This window comes from Agromyces sp. NPDC058126 (assembly GCF_042884595.1).
Taxonomy (GTDB): domain Bacteria; phylum Actinomycetota; class Actinomycetes; order Actinomycetales; family Microbacteriaceae; genus Agromyces.
Genome location: NZ_JBHVTS010000001.1, coordinates 937,793 through 957,900, shown reverse-complemented (window position 1 = coordinate 957,900; position 20,108 = coordinate 937,793). Strand labels below are relative to the sequence as shown.

11 protein-coding genes are annotated in these 20,108 nt (G+C 72.4%); all 11 read right to left on the bottom strand.

Annotation, left to right across the window (positions count from 1 at the left end; translation table 11 throughout):
• Nucleotides 1–31: 31 nt before the first annotated feature.
• Nucleotides 32–814, bottom strand: a complete 783-nt coding sequence (locus ACFVTR_RS04210) for an ABC transporter permease (RefSeq protein WP_387035388.1) — start codon at nucleotides 812–814, stop codon at nucleotides 32–34.
• 113 nt (nucleotides 815–927) lie between these two features.
• Nucleotides 928–1,839, bottom strand: coding sequence for an ABC transporter permease (locus ACFVTR_RS04205; protein ID WP_387035011.1), 912 nt, complete (start codon nucleotides 1,837–1,839; stop codon nucleotides 928–930).
• Between the two features lie 2 nt (nucleotides 1,840–1,841).
• Complete coding sequence (locus ACFVTR_RS04200) at nucleotides 1,842–3,041, bottom strand: ABC transporter ATP-binding protein (RefSeq protein WP_387035009.1); 1,200 nt, start codon at nucleotides 3,039–3,041, stop codon at nucleotides 1,842–1,844.
• Between the two features lie 2 nt (nucleotides 3,042–3,043).
• A complete protein-coding gene (locus ACFVTR_RS04195) occupies nucleotides 3,044–4,258 on the bottom strand; it encodes a PotD/PotF family extracellular solute-binding protein (protein ID WP_376940941.1) in 1,215 nt (404 codons plus the stop codon).
• A 136-nt stretch (nucleotides 4,259–4,394) separates the two neighbouring features.
• The gene (locus ACFVTR_RS04190) at nucleotides 4,395–7,460 is read right to left on the bottom strand and encodes an FtsK/SpoIIIE domain-containing protein (RefSeq protein WP_387035007.1); all 3,066 of its coding nucleotides are present in this window, start codon (nucleotides 7,458–7,460) and stop codon (nucleotides 4,395–4,397) included.
• 93 nt (nucleotides 7,461–7,553) lie between these two features.
• Nucleotides 7,554–8,162: a hypothetical protein gene (locus tag ACFVTR_RS04185; protein ID WP_387035005.1), complete on the bottom strand. Its 609-nt coding sequence runs from the start codon at nucleotides 8,160–8,162 to the stop codon at nucleotides 7,554–7,556.
• Entirely contained in the window at nucleotides 8,159–10,456 is a 2,298-nt protein-coding gene (locus ACFVTR_RS04180) for a transglutaminaseTgpA domain-containing protein (protein ID WP_387035003.1), read from the bottom strand. The genes ACFVTR_RS04185 and ACFVTR_RS04180 overlap by 4 nt, the downstream gene beginning before the upstream one ends.
• Complete coding sequence (locus ACFVTR_RS04175; RefSeq protein WP_387035001.1) at nucleotides 10,453–11,766, bottom strand: DUF58 domain-containing protein; 1,314 nt, start codon at nucleotides 11,764–11,766, stop codon at nucleotides 10,453–10,455. Before ACFVTR_RS04175 ends, ACFVTR_RS04180 begins: the two co-directional genes overlap by 4 nt.
• On the bottom strand, nucleotides 11,763–12,734 hold the full coding sequence (locus tag ACFVTR_RS04170; RefSeq protein ID WP_387034999.1) for an AAA family ATPase: 972 nt from the start codon (nucleotides 12,732–12,734) through the stop codon (nucleotides 11,763–11,765). Before ACFVTR_RS04170 ends, ACFVTR_RS04175 begins: the two co-directional genes overlap by 4 nt.
• Nucleotides 12,731–18,598, bottom strand: a complete 5,868-nt coding sequence (locus tag ACFVTR_RS04165; protein ID WP_387034997.1) for an Ig-like domain-containing protein — start codon at nucleotides 18,596–18,598, stop codon at nucleotides 12,731–12,733. The genes ACFVTR_RS04170 and ACFVTR_RS04165 overlap by 4 nt, the downstream gene beginning before the upstream one ends.
• Nucleotides 18,598–20,001, bottom strand: a complete 1,404-nt coding sequence (locus ACFVTR_RS04160) for a serine/threonine-protein kinase (protein ID WP_387035387.1) — start codon at nucleotides 19,999–20,001, stop codon at nucleotides 18,598–18,600. The genes ACFVTR_RS04165 and ACFVTR_RS04160 overlap by 1 nt, the downstream gene beginning before the upstream one ends.
• Between the last annotated feature and the right edge of the window lie 107 nt (nucleotides 20,002–20,108).

The window sequence follows — 20,108 nt, the reverse complement described above, 5'->3', positions numbered from 1 at the left end:
GGCATCCGTCTCGGTGCGAAACCCGTTCGGGTCAGCTGAGCTTCGCGAGTCGCTTCGCGCGTGCCGCTCGCGACACCTGGGCGCCGACGACGAGCACGAGTGCGAAGAGGAACACCGCTGACGCGATCACGTTGGCCTCCGCCGGGATGCCGCGCGATGCTGAGATGTAGATGTACTTCGGGAATGTCGAGACGGCGCCCGAGTTGAAGTTCGTGATGATGAAGTCGTCGAAGCTGAGCGCGAACGACAGCAGGGCCGCGGCGAGGATGCCGGGCATGAGCAGCGGGAATGTGACCCGCCAGAACACCTGCGCCGGCGAACCGTAGAGGTCGCGCCCCGCCTCCTCGAGCGCCGGGTCGAGGCTCGCGACGCGTGCCTTCACCGTCACCACGACGAAGCTGATGCAGAACATCGTGTGCGCCAGGATGATCGTCGTCATGTCCTTCGCGACACCGACCGCGAGGAACTGCGCGGCGAGACCGGCACCGAGCACGACCTCGGGGGTCGCCATCGGCAGGAACAGCAGCAGGCTGATCGCCGAGCGGGCGCGGAACCGGTAGCGGACGAGCGCGAGCGCGATCATCGTGCCGAGCGTCGTCGCGATGACCGTCGCGACGAGACCGATCACGATGCTGTTGCCGAACGCCTGGCAGACCGCGCCGCCCTCGACGTTGCAGACGTTCAGCCACTTGTCGAAGGTGAACCCGCGCCAGGCGATGTTCGACTTGATCGAGTCGTTGAACGAGAACACGAAGGTGTAGACGATCGGGATGAGCAGGAACACGAACGCGATCACGGTGTAGACCGGCAGCAGCCAATCGCCGAGGCCGGGCCGGCGGGGCCGGACCCTGCGGCCGGGCCGCTGCTCGTCGAGCTGTTCGCTCTCGCTGAGGCCGCCGAGCACGGCGGCCGCCTGGACTTCTCCACTCACAGCAGGTCCTCCGTTCCGGAGCGCTTCACGTAGATGCCGACGAGCACGAGGATCGCGGACATCAGGATGATCGACAGGGCCGCCGCCGCCGGATAGTTCAGCAGGACGAGGAAGTTCGCCTCGATCACGTTGCCCATCATCTGGGTGTCGGGCCCGCCGAGGAAGTCGCGGCTCGCGTTCACGTAGTCGCCCGCGGCGGGGATGAACGTGAGCAGCGTGCCGGCGACGATGCCCGGCATCGACAGCGGGATCGTGACCTTGCGGAACACCGTGAACGGGTTCGCGTAGAGGTCGCTGCCCGCCTCGAGGTAGCGCAGGTCGAGGCGCTCGAGCGTCGTGTAGAGCGGCAGGGTCATGAACGGGATGAAGTTGTACGTCAGACCGAAGATGACCGCGAACGGCGTGCCCGTGAAATGCGCGTCGGGCGCCATCAGCGACAGCGCCTTCAGCGAGGTGATGACGAACGACTCGTCCGACAGGAGCTGCTTCCACGCGAGGGTGCGCAGCAGGAAGCTGATGAAGAACGGGGCGATCACGAGCACGAGCATGAGGCTCTGGAGGAGCGGCCAGCGCCTGGCCTTCACGCCGATGAAGTACGCCAGCGGATAGCTGAACGCCAGCGCGAGCACCGTAGCCGCCAGGGCGTAGCCGAACGACCGCAGGATGTGCGGCCAGTACGCCTCGACGACGTCGACGTAGTTCTGCCAGTTGAACGCGTAGTCGTACTGGCCGATGTCGCCGAACTCGGCCGGCGCCTGCAACGACGTCAACACGAGCGACACCAGCGGCGTCAGGAAGAAGAGGACGAGGTAGAGGATGCCGGGCAGCAGGAGGAAGAGCGCGATGCGGCTCTTCTTCCTGGGTGCCTGCGGCTGCGCCTCCGCCGTCGCAAACGCTGCGAAGGCCATGGTCAGTGCTCCTCGAGCTCCGCGACGAGCGCATCGCGCCGCTGCGCGGCGATCGACCGGGTGTCGGTGTCGGACGGGAACCGGCCGCCCTCGCCGGGCTCGTCCTCGAGGCCGAAGCCGTGCTCGATCTCCCAGCTGATCCACACCTCCGCGCCCTCCGCGGCGACCGGCCCGAAGCCGACGTTCTGCGCGAAGACCGTGAGCGTGCCGATACCGGGCACCGCGACGAGGTACTGCGTGCTCACCCCGGAGAAGGAGACGTCGATCACCCGGCCGGGGCCGATCAGGTTGCGCTCGGAGGAGGCGGCGGGCGCCTCGCGGTGCAGCGCCACCTTCTCGGGACGGACGCCGACGGTGATCTCGCCCTGGTGGCGCGCCGCGCGGGCCGTCGGGACGATCACCGGGGTGCCCTGCACGTCGACCGTGATCGCGGTGTCGGTCGTGCCGACCACCGCGCCCGTGAAGAGGTTCGACTGCCCGAGGAAGTTCGCGACGAACGCCGTGCGCGGCAGCTCGTAGAGCTCTTCAGGAGCACCCATCTGCTCGATCGCGCCCTTGTTCATCACCGCGACGGTGTCGGCCATGGTCATGGCCTCCTCCTGGTCGTGGGTGACGTGGAGGAAGGTCAGGCCGACCTCCTCCTGGATCGACTTCAGCTCGAGCTGCATCTGGCGGCGCAGCTTCAGGTCGAGCGCGCCGAGCGGCTCGTCGAGGAGCAGCAGGGCGGGTCGGTTCACGATCGCCCGCGCGAGCGCGACGCGCTGCTGCTGGCCGCCCGAGAGCTGGGCGGGGCGGCGCTGCGCGAGGTGGTCGAGCTCGACGAGCCGGAGCGCCTCGTGGGCGCGCGCCTCGGCGTCGGCGATGCGCCGGCGCTTCAGCCCGAAGCCCACGTTCTCGAGGATCGACATGTGCGGGAAGAGCGCGTAGCTCTGGAACACCGTGTTGACGGGGCGCTGGTGCGCCTTCGTCGAGGTGACGTCGGTGCCGCCGATGAGGATGCGGCCCTGCGTGGGCTCCTCGAGGCCGGCGACCAGCCGGAGCGTCGTCGTCTTGCCGCAGCCCGAGGGGCCGAGCAGGGCGAAGAACGAACCGGCGGGGATCGTGAGATTGAGCTCTTCGATCGCGGTGAAGCCCGGGAAGCGCTTCTGGATGCCGACGAGCTCGAGGTCTGCGCCGCGTTCGGCGAATTCTCGGATCGACACCGTCACGACCCCAGCAGGATGGACTGGAACTCGGCCTGGTACTTCTGCTCCTCCGCACCCGAGAGCGTGCGGAAGATGTGAGCCTGCGACAGCGTCTCCTCGTTGGGGAAGATGAGCTGGTTCTCGGCCAGTTCGGGATCGATGGCCGTCGCGGCCTCCTTCGCGCCGATGACCGGGGTGATGAAGTTCACCCAGGCGGCGACCTCTGCGGCGACCTCGGGCTCGTAGTAGTAGTTGATGAGCGTCTCGGCGTTCGTCTTGCGGGGCGAGCCGACCGGCACGAGGAAGTTGTCGTTCCACAGCGTTCCGCCGGCGGAGGGCAGGGCGAACTCCCACTTGTCGCCGGCTTCGGCGTTCAGCACCGTGATGTCGCCCGACCAGACGATCGCGGCGAGGGTGTCTTCGCTCTTCAGGTCTTCGAGGTACGAGTTGCCCTTGATGTTGCGGACCTGGCCGTCCTCGACCTGCTGGCGCAGGACCTCGATGGCGGCCGTGTACTCTTCATCGCCCCAGTCGCCGGCGATGTCGACGCCCATGTCGAGCATGATGCACCCCATGGTGTCGCGCATCTCGGAGAGCACGCCGACGCGCCCCTTGAGCGAAGCGTCCCAGAGGTCGGACACGCTCGTGAGGCCGCCGGGGATGGCCTCCTTGTTCCAGGCGATGCCGGCGAAGCCGCCCTGCCACGGGACGGAGAACTTGCGACCGGGGTCGAAGTCGGGGTCGGCGAGCGCGGGCGTGAGGTTCGCCAGGTTCGGAATGTTGTCGTGGTTCAGCTCCTGCGTGTAGCCGAAGCGGATCCAGCGGCCGACCATCCAGTCGGTGAGGCAGACGGTGTCGGCCCCGATGTCCTTGCCGAGGGCGAGCTGGTCCTTGACCTTGCCGTAATAGGTGTTGTTGTCGTCGACCGCGACCTCGTAGTTGACCTCGATGCCGGTCTCCTCGGTGAAGCGGACCAGCGTCGGGTAGTTGCCGTCTTCATCCTCGTCGATGTAGGCGGCCCAGTTGGCCCAGTTGAGGGTCTTGTCGGTCTCGGACGTGTCGGCCGCGGCGGTCGGCTTCGCCTGCCCTCCGCCGGTCGAGCAGGCGGCGAGGGCGAGGGCGGTCGCGCCGGCACCGGCGCCGGCGAGGAGGGTACGACGATTCAGCTGCGACTGGCGCGCCTGTGCGATCAGCGAGCGGATCATCGGGTCTTGGGGCAGGGGCCGAGTGCTCACGAGGGACTCCATTTCGGTTGCAAGCGCATGCGGGGTGGGAAGATACTGACACACTGCAGGTCGATCACGCACCAATTGATGTCCGAATCGTTAATTTCTTGGAACGTTCTGCACGGAATCCGTTTCCATTCGCGTCTCACACGGCGGAATCGGTTGTCGCTTCGGCGATCGGCCACGTCCTCCGCACGGTCGCACCGCCGGGCGGCCGCAGCCACAGCTGGGCGCCTCCTTCGTCGAGCAGGGGCGGCAGCGCGCGATCGGCGATGAGTGCGCGGTACTCGGATGCCCCGCCGCGCACGAGGATCGTCGCGGTCTCCCGGATCGTCGGGAGGAGCGACCACTGCGCCGCCCACGCCTCGGCGCTGCCGACCGCGACGATCGGCGCATCTCCGCGACCGAGGGCCGCGAGGGTCGCGGCGTCGGCGTGCGGCCCGAGCACGACCGGCGAGCGCCCAACACCGCGGAGGACCTCGGCGTCGGGCGTCGGACTCGTGGTCACGAGCGCAATGCGCGCGCCCGGCTCGATCTCGAGCATCGGCACGTGCTCCACGGGACGCGCGGGGCTCGGCACCTGCGGGCGCGGCGCATCGACGACCTGCACGCGCCGCCCGCGCCATTGGCCCGAGCCCGGCACCTCGGCGGCCCGCCAGAGCTCGCCCGCTCCCCCGGCCTGCGCGAGCTCGGCCCGGGTCGGGTGGCGCAGCAGGAGACGGACGCCGAAGGCGTCGCGGAGACCGTGCGGGACGCCGAGCCACTGGGTCGTCGCGGCGGCCACCGCCAGCCCGCGTGCACGCCCCTCCCGCAGCACCGTCTCGAGCCGTTCGAGTGCGAGCGCCCGATAGTCGTCGGGCCACGAGCGGAAGCGCGTGTCGAGCTCGTCGATGACGAGCAGCCGCGGGACGGCAACGCGCCCGTGCTCGCCGCGGGCGAGCCGCTCGACGGTGTCCCAGATGGCACTCCGCGGCCCCTCGAGCCGGACGACCGACGATGCGCCGTGCCCGGCCCGCACGACGGCGGCGATCGCCTCGAGGGCCGTCGAACGGCCGCTGCCCGGTGCACCCGCCACGAGCAGGTGACCGTCGACCGCCGGGTTCCACACGGCCACGGAGCGTCGCTGGAGCTCGGGCTCGTCGACGAGCCCGAAGCCGCGCGGCGCCCGGCCGGCGGCCGGCGCGCCGACGGTGGCCGGAGCACCCGCGTGACCCGCGGTGCCGGCGACCTGGCCCTCGGAGCCCACGAGCCCGTCGAGCTCGTCGGGCGCGATGCGATTCGGAAGCGGGTCGACCCAGGGCCGGCGAGCGCGCGGCAGCGTTGCACTCGCCACCCGGGCGCCGAGAACGGCGGCCTCGTCGGCGATCGCCGATTGGAACCGAAACGGCCGACCGTCACCGCGGTCGACGACCGCCCGCCCCGGCGCATCCGGCGGAATCTCCGCGGCCTCCTCGGTGCCGACGATCGCGAGGCTGTCGGCACGCTGCATGACGCGGAGCGAGACCCGGATGGCGCAGTTGGCGGTGACCTGTTCGCGCACCACGCCGTTCGGCCGTTGCGAGGCGAGCACGAGATGCACGCCGAGCGAACGGCCGCGGGCCGCGATGTCGGCGATGACCCCGCCGAGCTCGGGGAATCGCTCGATCATCGCCTGGAACTCGTCGACCACGATCACGAGCCGGGCGAGCGGGACCTCCTCGCCGAGCTCGCGGAGGTCTCGAGCGCCGACCCCGGCGAGCACGGCCTCGCGATGCCGCAGCTCGGCCCGCAGGCTCTGCACCGCACGCAGCGCCTCGGCCTCGTCGAGATCGGTCACGACGCCCACGGCATGGGGCAGCGATCGGATCGGCTCGAAGGCCGCGCCGCCCTTGAAGTCGACGAGCAGGAATGAGACGAGCGACGGCGGGTACGCCCGGGCGAGGGCCGCGAGCCATGCGAGAAGGAACTCGCTCTTGCCGCTGCCGGTGGTGCCGGCGACGAGCGCGTGCGGACCGTGCTCGACGAGGTCGAGCACGAGCGGCCCCGCCGACGAGGCGCCGACGGCGACGGCGAGCGAGGTGCGGGCGTGCGCCCCCTCGATCTCGGCGGGCAGCTCGGCGAGCACGACCCGGCGCGGGATCCGGTCGTCGCCCGCGAGGTCGAGCCGCTCGGCGACGGCCGCCACGGCGTCGCTCCACCGGTTGGCCTCCACGAGCCCGACGAGCGCGGGCTCGATCGCCGCGGGCGCCGCGACGCCGTCGCGGTGCACGACCGCCGCACGCGGGCCGGCGAGCCGGACGACGGTGGCCAGCCCAGGGGGCAGGTGCCGCACCTCCTCCGCGATGACGAGGCGGAACGGCTCCGCGGATCTCGCGCGGGATGTGCGCTGCCAACGACCGCTGGCCGCGGAGCCCGCGTGCGCCGTCGACTCGACGACCCCCGCACCGGCGCCCGACCCGTTCGCGGCGACCCCCCGCTCGGACGCCGGGTCGATGACGACGATGCACGTCGCGCCGACGCCCTCGGCGGACCCCGCGTCGAGCCGGCCGTGCGGCAGTCGCCGGACCCACTCCCATTCGGCGCCGGGCGAAGCGGCCACCGCGATCGCTCGGGGGTCGAGGCGCCCGGCGAGCTGGACGATCGCGGCGCGTGCGGCCGAGCGCGCGAGCGCGAGCGGCCCGACGTAGCCGACGCCGGTCGACGGCTCGGCGAGCACCGGGGCCCCGGTGAGCCGGGCCGCGGCCTCGAGCACCGCACGGTCGCGTGCATCGGACGGCACGCCGTCGACGCGCACGGCACTGCGCCTGGCCCCGGTGCCCACCACGAACGGCGGCGGCGTCCGATCGGTCCACACGGGCCGCGCCGGGCTCGCCACGATCGACGAGGGCGACGGCGTCGCCCGCCACGCCGCACGGCGCTCCTCGTCATGGCGGGCCGAGATCTCCGCGCGGAGCTCGTCGAGGCGCGCCTCCCGCTCGGCTTCGTCGCGACGGAGCCGGCGTCGCGCCTGTCGACGGGCGTCGAGCAGCGAGGCGATCGCGACGACCGGGCCGAGCACCGCGAAGACGAGTGAGAACGGTGAACCCGTGATCGCCCACAGTGCGAGCGCACCGCCCACCGGGGCGAGGGTGGCGAGCACCGGGAATCCCGGCCGTTCGGGCCGAGGAGGCGCCTGGGGCAGCGTCAGCGGCAGCAGCAGGGGGCTCGGGTCGGCGTGGTCGAGAGGGTGCACCGGGACATCCGATCACCCGTCGCACCCGTGCGGCGCGGCATCTGGCCGCGCGTGGACAGCGGGCGTCGCACGCCGTCTGTGGAGGAGCTGACCTCAGGCGACGACGAAGGACTGCTCGGCCAGCTCGACCCGGCTGCCGCGCGGCACGAGGTAGCGGCGCCCCGGCTCGCAGCGGAGCGCGCCGTCGTCGGGCCGCCGCACGACGGTGCCGTTGCCGGAGAAGCGGTCGGCGACCCACAGCACGCCCTCGTGCTCACCGAACTCGAGGTGGGTCTTCGAGACCGAGAGCGTGCGGTCGGCGATCTGCACGAGATGGTCGAACTCCTCGCCAGGCTGCGGCAGCGGCCGACGCCCGATGAGACCGGTGCCGAAGACCGTCAGCGTCTCACCGGTGCTGAACCGAAGCGTGAACCGCGGTGCGGCGCGCTGTTCGGCCACCGGCGGCGCGGCCTGCTCGGCCGGCGCGGCCGGCGCAGCCACGCCGGCATCGGGGATCGGCACGGCGGCGGCGAACCCCTCGACGGGCACGCTGATCACCCCGCTGTTGCGCTGGGAGGTCCGGATCCGGTCGACGACCGTCGTGTCGCCGGGCCGCGGGTCGGCGCGCCGCCGCGACTCGGGGGTCGCGCTCGTCGAACTGCCGCATTCGCCGCAGAACATCGCCTCGGCGGGCAGCTCGGCTCCGCAGATCCGACACCTCACGAACGTGCTCCTCTCCGCGTCACAGCGTACCCGCCGAGCGAGCGCAACGAGATCGCGGCCCGGAGGCGGTCGATCGGCCGACGTGTTTCGCCGAGCCGTCGCAGCAGCTCGTCGACCGTGGCCCAGACCCGTCGGTCGTCGCCGTCGTCGGGCCCGTCCGGGGCGAACACCGCCCGGTCGACCACCGAGGCGAGCACGAGCGGCCCCAGCCCCCCGACCATCGCCGCCTGCTCGGCACGCGTCGCGTTCGGCACGATCGTGTAGCCGTAGTCGCTCGCGGAGTCGGCGAACTCGCGCCACCCGCCCTCGATGCGTTCGACGGCGGTGTCGGCGCGACGGCGCAGTCGACGCCGCCGCAGCTTCGCGACCATCACGGCGAGGAACGGGCTGAGGATCGCGGCGAGGCCGAGGAGCACCACCCCGGAGACCTCGAGCACCGCGAGCAGCGCCTCGAGCCACCCGGCCGTGCCGTCGGACGGGTCGTCGGCGGAGGCATCCGGCTTCGTCGCGTCGTCGTCGACGGGCGTGAACTCCGCGGGCGGCGGCAGTGCGGACTGCGGCCTCGAGACGCTCTGCGGCTGATCGGGCTCCTTGTCGGGGATGGGGCGGAGCGGCGGATTCGGGTCGATCGCGACCCACTCCCCGTCGGAGGTCTGCACCTCGATCCACGCCTGGCGGTCCTGGCTCCGGAAGCGCACGACGTCGGCCTCCACGTCGTACTCGGTGCCCGGCTGGCGGAGATACCCGACGACCACCCGTGCGGGGAATCCGATCCGGCGTGCCATGAGCGCGGCGGCGACCGCGTACTGCTCGCCGTCGCCGACCATCGGCCGCTCCGCGGCGAGTTCGGCGATCCGGTCGAGCGCATGCCCCGAACGGCTCCGCTCCCCGTCGAGGCCGTGACTGACGAAGCCGTCGCGATGGAAGCCCTCGATGACGGCCGCGAGTCGCTGGCCCTCCGCGTCGGCGGGCGGCGCCCACTCGTCGAGGAGGTCCTCGAGCTCATCGGGCAGCTCGGGCATCGGCGGCAGGATGCTCGTGCCGGGGCGCAGCACCGAGACGTCGCGCGGCGGCGCCGGCACCATCGACACCGCGGTGTACCGGTCGCCGTCACGGAGCCCCTGCTGCACGGCCGCCGTGCCGGTCACGTCGTTGTAGAAGAACCCCTCGGCGAGCTCGTCGCTGCGGGGACCGGAGAAGTCGATGCGTTCGAGCCGCCCGATCCCGGGCACCCAGACGTCGTCGTAGCCCAGGATCGAGACGTCGATCCGCTCGGCCTGGCCGTAGTCGTCGGGCTGGTCGAGCCGGTAGGGCACCCGGCTGAACCGGCCCGAGACGCCGTTGCCGTCGTCGCCGCCCACCGTGTAGACGATGCCGTCGTAGGTGTCGAGCACCGCGATCCTGAGGCCGGCCCGGGCGGGGAGGCCGTGCACCTCGAGCATCGGCTCCTCGGCGACCTCCTCGCCGAAGGCGGTGCGGAACCCGGCGAGCGGGCTGTCGTGCTGCCGGGGCTCGAAGGGCGGCTGCAGTTCGGAGCGCACCACGGTGCGCGCCGGCATCGGCAGCACGACGGCGGCCGCGGTCGCCCCGACGAGGGCGACCGCGATGAGGGCGGATGCCCCGACCACGCGCCGCGCATCGGCGAGCGTGGCCTCGACGGGCCGGCCGCTCGGGATGCGCCGTCGCTGCGCGATCCTGATCCGCGCGAGCCACGCGACGGCGGTCACGAAGAAGACGAGCCCGGCCTCGAGGGCGAAGGTGGCGTGCACGACGCCGAGCGCGATGCCGGCGAGGAGGAGCGCCGCGGGCGGCAGCACCGCGAAGGCCGGTCGACGGGATCGGAGCGCGATGTTCACGGCGCTCGTCGACGCGACGAGCCCGAGGAGGAAGGGCGGCACGAGGAGGGCCTGGTACGAGCCGACCGGTACGGCGATCGTGACGAGCTGCTTCCAGGAGAGCGCCGCCCCGGCCACGAGCTCGGCGAGGCCCTCGGGTGTGGGCAGCAGTCCGAACAGCGCACGATCGGGCACGGCGACCGCGACGCCGAGCACGAGGTACGCGGCGACGACCGCGAGCACGACCACCCAGGCGGGGGCTCGGAATCGGGCCCCGGCCACGCCGATCGCCGCGCCGGCGACGATCGCGGCGCCCGCCGCAGTGAAGAACGGGGGGCTCTCGTACGTCGGCCACCACGGGATCATCGCGGCGACGAGCATGGCGACGACGAGTGCGACGCTGAGCGCGGTCGACCACCCCCGCCCGGCAGCGGTGGCGCTCCCCTCGCGGGCCGTCATGCGACCGACGCCGATCTCGCGAGCATCGCGCGGAGGTCTTCGAGGTAGCCGATGCCGAACACCGTGAGACCGGCGACGGCACGGGCGGTCGGTTCGCCCTCGGGCGAGCACCGCACGGCGACGACGTCGACCCCGGCGGGCACCCGGCTCGCGGCGGAGCGCAACGGGCCCGTGCCCCGCGCCGTCCCGGTGACGAGCACGGCGAGCGAGAGCCCGTGGAGCGATTCGGCGGCGGCCCGGGCCACGTCGGGCAGCAGTGCGACGCGCTCCTCCCGCTCGACGACGCAGAGCGCGTCGACGAGCCGGTCGCGCGACACCGTCGGGAGTTCGCGCATCGAGCCGACGCGCCCGGACTGCCGACCGGAGACGACGAAGGAGACGCTGCGCGCGTCGCGGATCGCACGCGCGCCCACCGATGCCGCGGCGCCCACCGCCAGCTCGAACTCCGCATCGCTCGCATACGCCCCGGGCTCGAGGTCGAGCACGACCATCAGCCGGCTGCGCCGCGACTCCTCGAACTGGCGAACCATGAAGGTGCCCGTCTTCGCCGAGCTCTTCCAGTGGATGTAGCGCCGGTCGTCGCCGGGGACGTACTCGCGCAGTGCGTGGAACGCGATGTCGCTCGACGTGAGGTCGCGGGTCGGCGAGCCCTCGAGGTCGCGGATGAACCCGCTGCTGAGCGCCGCGATCGGGACCGTACGGGGGTGCACCTTGAGCTCGGCGGTCTCGGACCAGACGATCTCCCTGCGCATCAGGCCGATCGGGTCGGCGCGCACCGTCCGGGCCGGACCGATCGGGACGATGCCGCGGCGATCGGTCGGGATGCGGAACTGCACCTCGTACTCGCCTCCGCGAGCCAGGCCCGGCAGCACCCGTTCGACGACTGCGCCGCCGACGGGCAGCTCGAGCTGCACGCCGCCGAACCGTCGCCGGCCGGGGTTGACCGCGACGAGTCGCGCCTCCGCGTGCTCGCCGACGACGACCCTGGGCGTCGGCACGACGAGCCGCACCTGCCCCGCACCGCGCCCGACGAGCCACAGGGCGGCGGCCGCGATCAGCACGAGGAGCGCCCAACCGAGCGCGACCACCTCGAGCAGGCCGAATCCGTAGCCGACGACGAGCGCGACGACGCCGGCGGCGAGCACGCACCAGCCGAGCGGGGTCACGACGCCCTGCACCGACCGCGCGGCCTCCGCGACGAACGCGGCGGCGGCCGCGGCCGCGCGCACCGCACGCCCGATGACGACCGCGAGCACGCCCTCCTTGCGAGCCTCCTCGGGGATCGTCGTTCGCGTCGGGCTGAGGGTCACATCGCCTGCCTCGTCGAAGGTGGCGGCGTCTCGATCAGCACCTGGGCGATCATGTTCGAGGCGGTCACGCCGTCGAACTCGGCCTCGGGGTCGAGGATGAGCCGGTGCGCGAGCACGGGCTCGGCGAGCGCCTTGACGTCGTCGGGCACCACGTAGTGCCGCCCGCGGCCGGCGGCGTGCGTCTTCGCCGTGCGGATGAGGGCGAGTGCGCCGCGAACGCTCACACCGAGGCGCACCTCGCGCGCGGTGCGGGTGGCGTCGACGAGCCGCGACACGTAGTCGTGGATGGTGGGGTCGACGAAGACCGTGCGGGCGAGCGCGGCGAGCTCGATCACCTCGGCGGCATCGACCTGCGGATCGACGCGGTGGTCGTGGGCTCGCTGGTCGGCCCCCTCGAGGATCCTGATGGTGGAGGCGTGATCGGGGTAGCCGATCGAGGTGCGCATGAGGAACCGGTCGAGCTGCGCCTCGGGCAGCCGGTAGGTGCCCGCCTGTTCGACCGGGTTCTGGGTCGCGATCACCATGAACGGATGCCCGACCGGGTGCGACTGCCCGTCGACGGTGACCTGTCCCTCCTCCATCACCTCGAGCAGAGCCGACTGGGTCTTCGGGCTCGCACGGTTGATCTCGTCGGCGAGCACGACGTTCGCGAACACCGGCCCCGCGTGGAACTCGAACAGTCCGGAGCGCTGGTCGTAGACCGTCACGCCGGTGATGTCGCCGGGCAGGATGTCGGGGGTGAACTGCACCCGGTTGCTCGACCCCGAGACCGACTGCGCCATCGCGCGTGCGAGCGAGGTCTTGCCCGTGCCCGGCACGTCGTCGAGGAGGAGGTGCCCCTCGCTGAGCAGCGCGGTGAACGCGAGTCGCACGACCCGGTTCTTGCCGAGCAGCACCTCCTCGACCGCACCGACGAGGCGGTCGAGGGTCGCGGCGAACCGCGCGGCATCATCTGCGGACATCGTCATGACGGCTCCTTACTCGTCGCCACGTACCGGGCTGTGACACCGGCGACCTCAACATCCAACCAGACCCGGTCGCCCGGGCTGACGCCCGCGATCTGGCAGCTCGTGGGGGTCTGCGCCCGGCGACCGCGGTCGCCGTCGATGCCGCAGCTGAACGTCGCGGGCAGGCCCGAGTTGTCGGGCGGGCTCGTCCACGACCAGCTCGTGCCGCGGTCGTCCCAGAGGCGACTCGGCAGCGCGAAGGTGAGTGACGGCGATCCGCCCGAGGGCAGCACCTGGGACCAGGCGCCGCAGCTGCCCCACACGCTGCAGCCGCGCACCTGGAACCGGCCGGTCTCGCCGAAGTCGAACCGCCCGTTGAGCAGGTCGCGCAGCCAGCCTGAGCCGCGGAACTCACGCATCGACCCGGGCATCTGCACGCCGTTCTCGTCGACGGCGACGATCTCGAGGCGCGGCGCGTCCACGTCGACCCCGTCGATGTAGCGGTCCCAGGTCTCCGCGCCGTTCCACGCCATCCGGCTGTCGACGCGGTCGACGTCGCCGGGCGCGGGCCGCACGACGGTGCCGGCGACCGCGGTGTGCGCGCATCCCGCCCGGTTGTAGCCCCAGACGACGAAGGAGTAGCGGGCCGATTCGGCCGCCGTCCCGGTGAAGCGGACGCTGGAGGTGTCGGGGCCGACGCCGATCGTCTCGGCGACCGTGCCGCCCGTCGAGGGCGGCACCACCGTGCCGGGTGCGGGGGCGGTCACCGAGCAGGCCTGCGACCCGCCGGGCACGGCGGTCTCGCCCACGACGAGTCGTTGCACGAAGTAGCCGGCGATCGCGTCGCCGTTGCCCGAGAACGGCGCCCACGTCACGGTGACGGTGCCGGCCGCGGCATCCCCCGCCACGTCGATCGCGCCGGAGATCGGCGCGCCGAACGGAGTGCCCGCGGTCGTCGCCTCAGTCCACGTCGCGAGCGCCGGGTACGCCTGGTTGCGCGCGCTGACCGCGACCGGCACCCGGCTGCCGTTGGGGATCGACTGCGAGTCGACGCTGCAGAGCGACGCGGTGCACGCGGACGACGCGGAGACCTCGGTCGCGACGCCGGCGACGGTCACGACGTACGACCCGACGGCGCTGCCCGACCCGCTGGAGACGGGACTCCACTCGACCCGGAGGCGCCCGTCGCGCGGGAGCGCGCGAAGCCCGTCGGCGGGCGGGGGGACGACGTCCGACCAGACCGACCCCGGCACCGTCACCGGATCCGAGAGCCCGATCCCGTTGCGGGCCTGGACCTCGACGATCACCGCGTTGGCCTGACCGTTGCCGGGTGTCGGGATCGTGCAGCTCGTCGTCTCGCACACGGTCGTCCTGAGCACGTCGCGCGACGTCGGATCGATCTGGACGAGCTCGTAGCCCGTGATCGGCGAGTTGTTGAACGCGCCGGCGCCGAAGGCGATGTCGAGGGTGCCGTCGCCGAACCCGGTGAGCAGGGGCGAGATGACGGGCGCGGGGCGATCCTGCACCGATACCGTCACCGCGGCCCAGGCCCGGCGCGACGGCTCCCCCGTGGCATCCTCGACCTGGTAGCGGACCGTCGTGTTGATCGGCGCGGCCGACTCGGAGACCTCGACCGTGAGCGTCGAGCGGTCCTCGCTGGGCGAGATCGCGACGCCCCTCGGGAGGTCGCCCAGCTCGACGTCGACGACGCGCAGCGGCACGTCGGGGAAGGGGTTGGTGGCCTCGTCGTTCGCCAGCACGTCGATCGACGTGGTCCGTCCCCGGGCGGCGATCGCCGTGTCGTCGGCCGGGCGGGCCACGGGCTTCGTCGACGGCACCACCCGCAGGACGATCCGGCCGCCGCTCCCCTCGCCCGCGTCGTCCGAGACGCCGATCGAGACGAAGGACTCGGTGCCGAGCTCGGTCTCGGCGCGTGCGGTGATCGTGAGGTCGGCGTCGTCGAGCTCGACGTCGAAGCCCTCGGCCGCCGGCGGCAGCACCTCGTAGGCGAGCTCGTCGGGCTCGGACGAGCTCGCCTGCTGCGTGAGCAGGCCCAGGTCGATCGTCTTCCGCTCACCCGGCTCGAAGTCGATCACGCCGCCGGTGAACGCCGGGGGCTCGTCCTCGTTCGAACGCACCTCGATCGGGATGACGACGGTGCCGGTGCGCCCGTCGGGATCCTCGGCCGACTCCCCGTCGGTCGCCGTGAACGAGATCGAGGCCGGCCCGACGTAGCCGGGCTCGCTGCGGAATCGGAGCGTGTCGCGGTCGACGACGAGCGAAGAGCCGTCGCTGTGGGAGGCGAGCACGCTCGCCTCGTCGGTGATGCGCACCGGGCGCCCCGACGCGGCGATGACGAAGTCGTCCAGCTCGAGCTCGACGGCCTCGCCGCTGCGCACCTCGACGTCGGGTGCGTCGGCGCGGAGCTGCGGCAGTGCATCGTCACGGCCCGGCACCCACACGAATGCGTACGCGGTGACCTTCGGGTCCTCGGGGTGCGACACCACGAAGGGGATGATGCGCCGGCGGTCCTCGACCGTGACGCGGATCGAGCCGTCGTCGAGCACGTCGGCACCGCGTCGGTAGCCGTCGACGAGGTCGACGCCGAGCGCGCGCTCGTCGCCGTCGGCGAGGAAGACCCCGCGCAGCACCGGGACGACCACGGTCTCCACGCCGACGATGTCGGTCAGCGTGAGCACGGTGTCGGATGCCTCGGGGCGGGCGAGCGGCGCGTCGTCGCTCGCGATGACGGTGACGAAGCTCGACGAGCTGCCGAGCGTGTCGTTCGCGATCGTGTAGGCGAACCCGAACTCGCTCTCCGCCGCGGGCACGTCGATCTCGATCCGGTCGCCGACGACGCGTGCCGCGCCCTCCCCGTTCGGCTCGACGGCGACGATCCTGAGGGCCCCGCCCGCGGGGTCGAAGTCGTTGTCGAGCACCGGCACCGTGATCGTGCGGTCGGGCCGCACCGTGATGACGTCCGCGACGGCGACGGGCGCCGCGGGGCGCTCGTTGCGCGGCGCGATGCCGACGCGCACCGTGCCCTCCGCCCGGGCGCCCAGCGCATCGATGACGGCGTAGGCGAAGGTGTCGGTGCCCGCGGAGTAGTCGGCCGCACGATAGTCGAGCCAGTCGGGACCGGTCGCCTCCACCGTGCCGAGCTCGGAGTTCGACTGCTGGCCGAGCAGCTGCACCGAGTCGCCGTCGGCGTCGATGCCGCCGAGCGGGATCCGGATGCGCACGGTCGCGCCGGCGATCACCCGTGCGTCGACCGCCTCGGGCACGGGCACGACGTTCGTTTCGGGATCGGCCTTGCGCACGGTGATCGTCACCGCGGCGTTCGCGTACTGGCCCCGCTCGTCGTCGACCCGATAGGTGGCCGTGTACGTGCCCGGGGCCTCTGGGGCGAAGTAGCGCAGCCGGTCGCCCGAGGCGAACAGCAGCCCGTCCTCGGGCTTCGAGGCGAGCTCGGGCGCGAGCAGCAGCGGGATGCCGTCGGGGTGCTCGTCGTTCTCGAGCACGGGGATGTCGATGACGTCGCCGGTGCGCACCGAGACGGTGTCGTCGGCGGCGACCGGCGGCTGCGCGAGCGCCGGCTCGGGCATCTGCACGAGCGTCACCTCGCCCTCCGCCTCCGCGAGGCCGTTGCTCACGCGGTAGGCGAAGCTCGTCGAGCCCGACTCGAGCGGAGCCGTGAGGGTCACCCGGAGCAGCCGGTGCTCGATGACCTCGATCTGCACGCCCGTCAGGTCGCGGGCGGCGTCGGTGATGACGAGCACGCCGCCCGTCGGGTCGATGTCGGTGGCGAGCACATCGACGTCGGCCGGGTCGCCGACGCGGAGGAAGGCCGTGTGCGGCACGGTGATGGGCGTCGGGTCGCGATCGGGCGGCGGCTGCACGTCGACCCGCACGACGCCGGTCACCGGAGCTCCGCCGTCGCTCACCGTGTATTCGAGGTGGTGAGTGCCCACCGCGGTGCTCGAGAAGCGGAAGGTGCCGCCGTCGTAGTCGGGGGTGATCTCGACGTCGGGCTTTGCCGGGACGGCCGTCAGTGCGACCTGCCCGGTGCCGCCGTGGACGTGGCGGAGCGGGTCGATCCGGATCTCCTCGCCCGCGGTCGCCAGTGCGATGAACGGCTCGGCGACGATCGGCACCTCGCCGGCGGGATGCACCGTGACCTCGAGCGTCCCGCCCGCCGCGGCGCGGCCGTCGGAGACGGTCAGCCCGACGACCCGCTCGCCAGTCGAGCCCGCGTCCGCGTGGAACACGACGTCCCCCTCCGCTGACCACGAGACCCGGTCGGGCGCGTCGGCCGACGACTCGGCGAGGAAGAGCGGGTCGCCGTCGGGATCGACCCAGTCGCCGAGCACGGGAGTGGTGAGGCGGCCGGCGACGGCGACGTCGGCATGGATGCGTCGGCGCTGTTCGGGCGCCGCGTTCTCGTCGCTGCCGCGCACGGTCACCTCGACGTCCGCCGTGGCGATGCCGCCGTGCCCGTCGCCGATCCGATAGGCGAACCGCAGCACCCCGGTCGCCTCCTCGGAGAGCGTGAGCTGCAGCTGCTGGTTCTCGGAGACGAGGTCGAGGCTGGCCCACTCGGGCAGCCGCTCCTCGGGCTGCTCGATCATCAGCACGTCGCCGTTCGCATCGTAGTCGTTGAGCAGCACGGGCAGCAGCGTCGAGCGTCCGGGGCGGGCGCCGAAGACGTCGTCCTCCGCGACCGGCTCGGCACTGCGCTTCTCGATCGTCGGCCGGTCCTCGGGATCGTTGCGCTCGAGCTGCTGGTCGTCGCGCTCGACCTGGAGCAGGTCCGTCCAGTTGTCGATTCGCTGGTAGTCCCGACTCGCGGCCCAGGTGCGGCCGTTGCCGCGATCGTTGAGCACGAGGGCGGTGCCGTTCGCGAGGTAGTCGAGGTCGTCGCCGGTGGCGCCCTCGAGCGGGAACAGCTCACCCGGCGCGCCGTCGCACGATCGCCAGGCGCCGTCGCCGGACCACGCCGCGTGGACGCAGCCGTTCAGCACCACGGGAGGAAGAGGCCAGCCCGAGCGATCGACGACTGCGCGGCGCACCGCCCCGGTGTCGGGGTCGACGGCGAGGAGCGACTGCCGCGTGGAGACCCAGATCTCGCCGGCGGTCGACGAGGGGGCCTGCAGCCGGACCTGGTCGCCGGACTCGATCTCACGGGAGAGGTCGATCGCCCGGCCGTCGAGCTCGAGCACACCGGTGTCGACGTCGAGGACCGCCCAGCGACCGCCGACCGACGTGATCTGCACGTCGTGATCCGTCGCCCGCTCGATGCGCCACTCGGACGACACCGTCGCGCTGCCGGCGGCGTCGACCTCCACCACCTCGCCGGTCGAGGGAGTGACCGCGAACATCACGCCGGCGGGGTCGACGGAGATCACCGCGTCGGCGCCGAAGTTCAGCGTCGGGTCGTCACCCGCTTCGAACTCGTCGAACTGGGCGAGCGGGGTGCGCCACACGTCGCCGTCGGCCGCGAGCACCACGTAGGAGCCGGCGAGCGCGAGCGTCGTGACCTCGGGCGGTACCGCGACCGGCTGGGTCAGCTCACTGGTCGCCGCATCGACGATGCCGACGCTCGAGCGATCGGAGTCCAGGACGAGCACCGTCGATCCCCGTTGCACGATCGTCGCGCCCCCGCCCGTCTCGACGACCGAGTTGAGCTCGAGCGCCGCAGTGCTCGCGCGGCCGACCACTTGGGCGCCCTCGTTCGCCACCCACACCGCGCCGTCGCCGAGATCGACCCGTTGCGAGGCGTAGCCGCCGCTCGTGACCGCGATCGCACCCACGAGGCCGACCACCGCGGCCACCACGACGCCGGTGAGGACCGCCGAGCGATGACGACGCGGGATCGCGAGTCGCATCAGCCGACGCCTTCGACCTCGACGCAGCGCTCGGCGCTCGGTGCTCCCGACTTGCCGTCGCGCGTGACCGTCACGCTCGCGCAGACGCGGTCGCGCTCCCCCGCGTCGATCGAGTAGCTGGTCTCCCGCTGCATCGGCGAGGCATCCCCGTCGACCCGGACGATGTAGGCGTCACCCGGCTGGAGACCCGGATCGACCCATTCGAAGGTGACCTCGGCGCCGACGGCGCTGCCACGGACATCGGTGACGACGGGGATGGATCGCGTGTTCTGGATGACGGCCACGACACCGGCGCCGACCAGTCCGAGCAGGAGGACCGCCACGATGGAGATGCCCCAGGCGAGCCGTCCGGCGGTCGGCGGCGCGCTGCGTCCGCGCGAACCCGTCGTCTCGGTCGCCCCGTTCCGCGACGACGGCGCCGGCCGCTGCGCGGCGGCGCGCCGGCGGCGTCGCACGACGTCGGAGGTCGGGCGCGCCGGATTCACCCGGGTGCGCTCGTCGAGATCGACGGCCGTGGCGAGGGCCCAGTCGTCCATCGCCACCTCGATCGGCGTCTGCGGGAGCCCGAGCTCCTCTTCGACCGCCTGGAGGTCGCGGATGAACTCGAGCGCTCCGCTCTGCCGGGCCTTCGGCTGCTTCGACATCGCGCGGGCGAGCACCGCCTCGAGGCTCGCGGGCACGTCGACCCGCCCCGTGGGCGGCAGCTTGCCCTTCGAGATGCGGGTGATGAGGGCCTGCGCCTGGTTGTCGCCGCCGATCACCTCGAACGGGCTGCGGCCCGCGAGCAGCGAGTACACGGTCGCGCCGAGCGACCACACCTCGCTCGCCACCGTTCCGGAGATCTCGTCGCGGAGCACCTCGGGCGCCGACCAGGGGATGGAGAGCCCGACGGGATCGGCGGTCTCGGCCTGTCCGAGCGTGGCCGCGATGCCGAAGTCCGAGAGCACCGGGTGCCCGTAGGCCGTGGTCAGGATGTTCGAGGGCTTGATGTCGCGGTGCAGCACACCCGATCGGTGGGCGGTCTCGACGGCGCTCGCGATGCGCACCCCGATCGACAGCACCTCGCCGAGCGGCAGTTGGACGGCGCGATAGCGCTGGCCGATCGAGGCGGAGCAGTACTCCATGACGAGGTACGGCCGCCCGTCGGCGGCGACGCTCGCCTGGTACACGGTGAGGATCGAGGGGTGCGAGCTCAGCTGCGCCATGAGGTTGGCCTCGGCCTGGAACATCTGACGCAGGTCGTCGTTCACGACGCCCGCGAGCAGGACCTTCACCGCGACGAGGCGGCGAGGCATGTTCTGCTCGTAGAGGAACACGTCGGCGAAGCCGCCGGACCCGAGCACCCGGATGAACTCGAATCCGGGAAGCGTCGGCGGCGTGGAAGGGAGACGTCGGGTCACGATCCTCCCTGTTCTCCTCGGGTCGTCATCGGCGGGTTCGGTGGAGACGGGGGCCCGGTGCCCACCATTGTAGGCTTCCGCCGTCGCCGGCCATCAGGCGCGCGACCCGA

Bases quoted from the DNA above. Each gene is read 5' to 3' on its own strand.
- ACFVTR_RS04205 (WP_387035011.1), bottom strand. From the start codon at position 1,839: ATGGCCTTCGCAGCGTTTGCGACGGCGGAGGCGCAGCCGCAGGCACCC.
- ACFVTR_RS04180 (WP_387035003.1), bottom strand. From the start codon at position 10,456: ATGACGGCCCGCGAGGGGAGCGCCACCGCTGCCGGGCGGGGGTGGTCG.
- ACFVTR_RS04170 (WP_387034999.1), bottom strand. From the start codon at position 12,734: ATGACGATGTCCGCAGATGATGCCGCGCGGTTCGCCGCGACCCTCGAC.
- ACFVTR_RS04165 (WP_387034997.1), bottom strand. From the start codon at position 18,598: ATGCGACTCGCGATCCCGCGTCGTCATCGCTCGGCGGTCCTCACCGGC.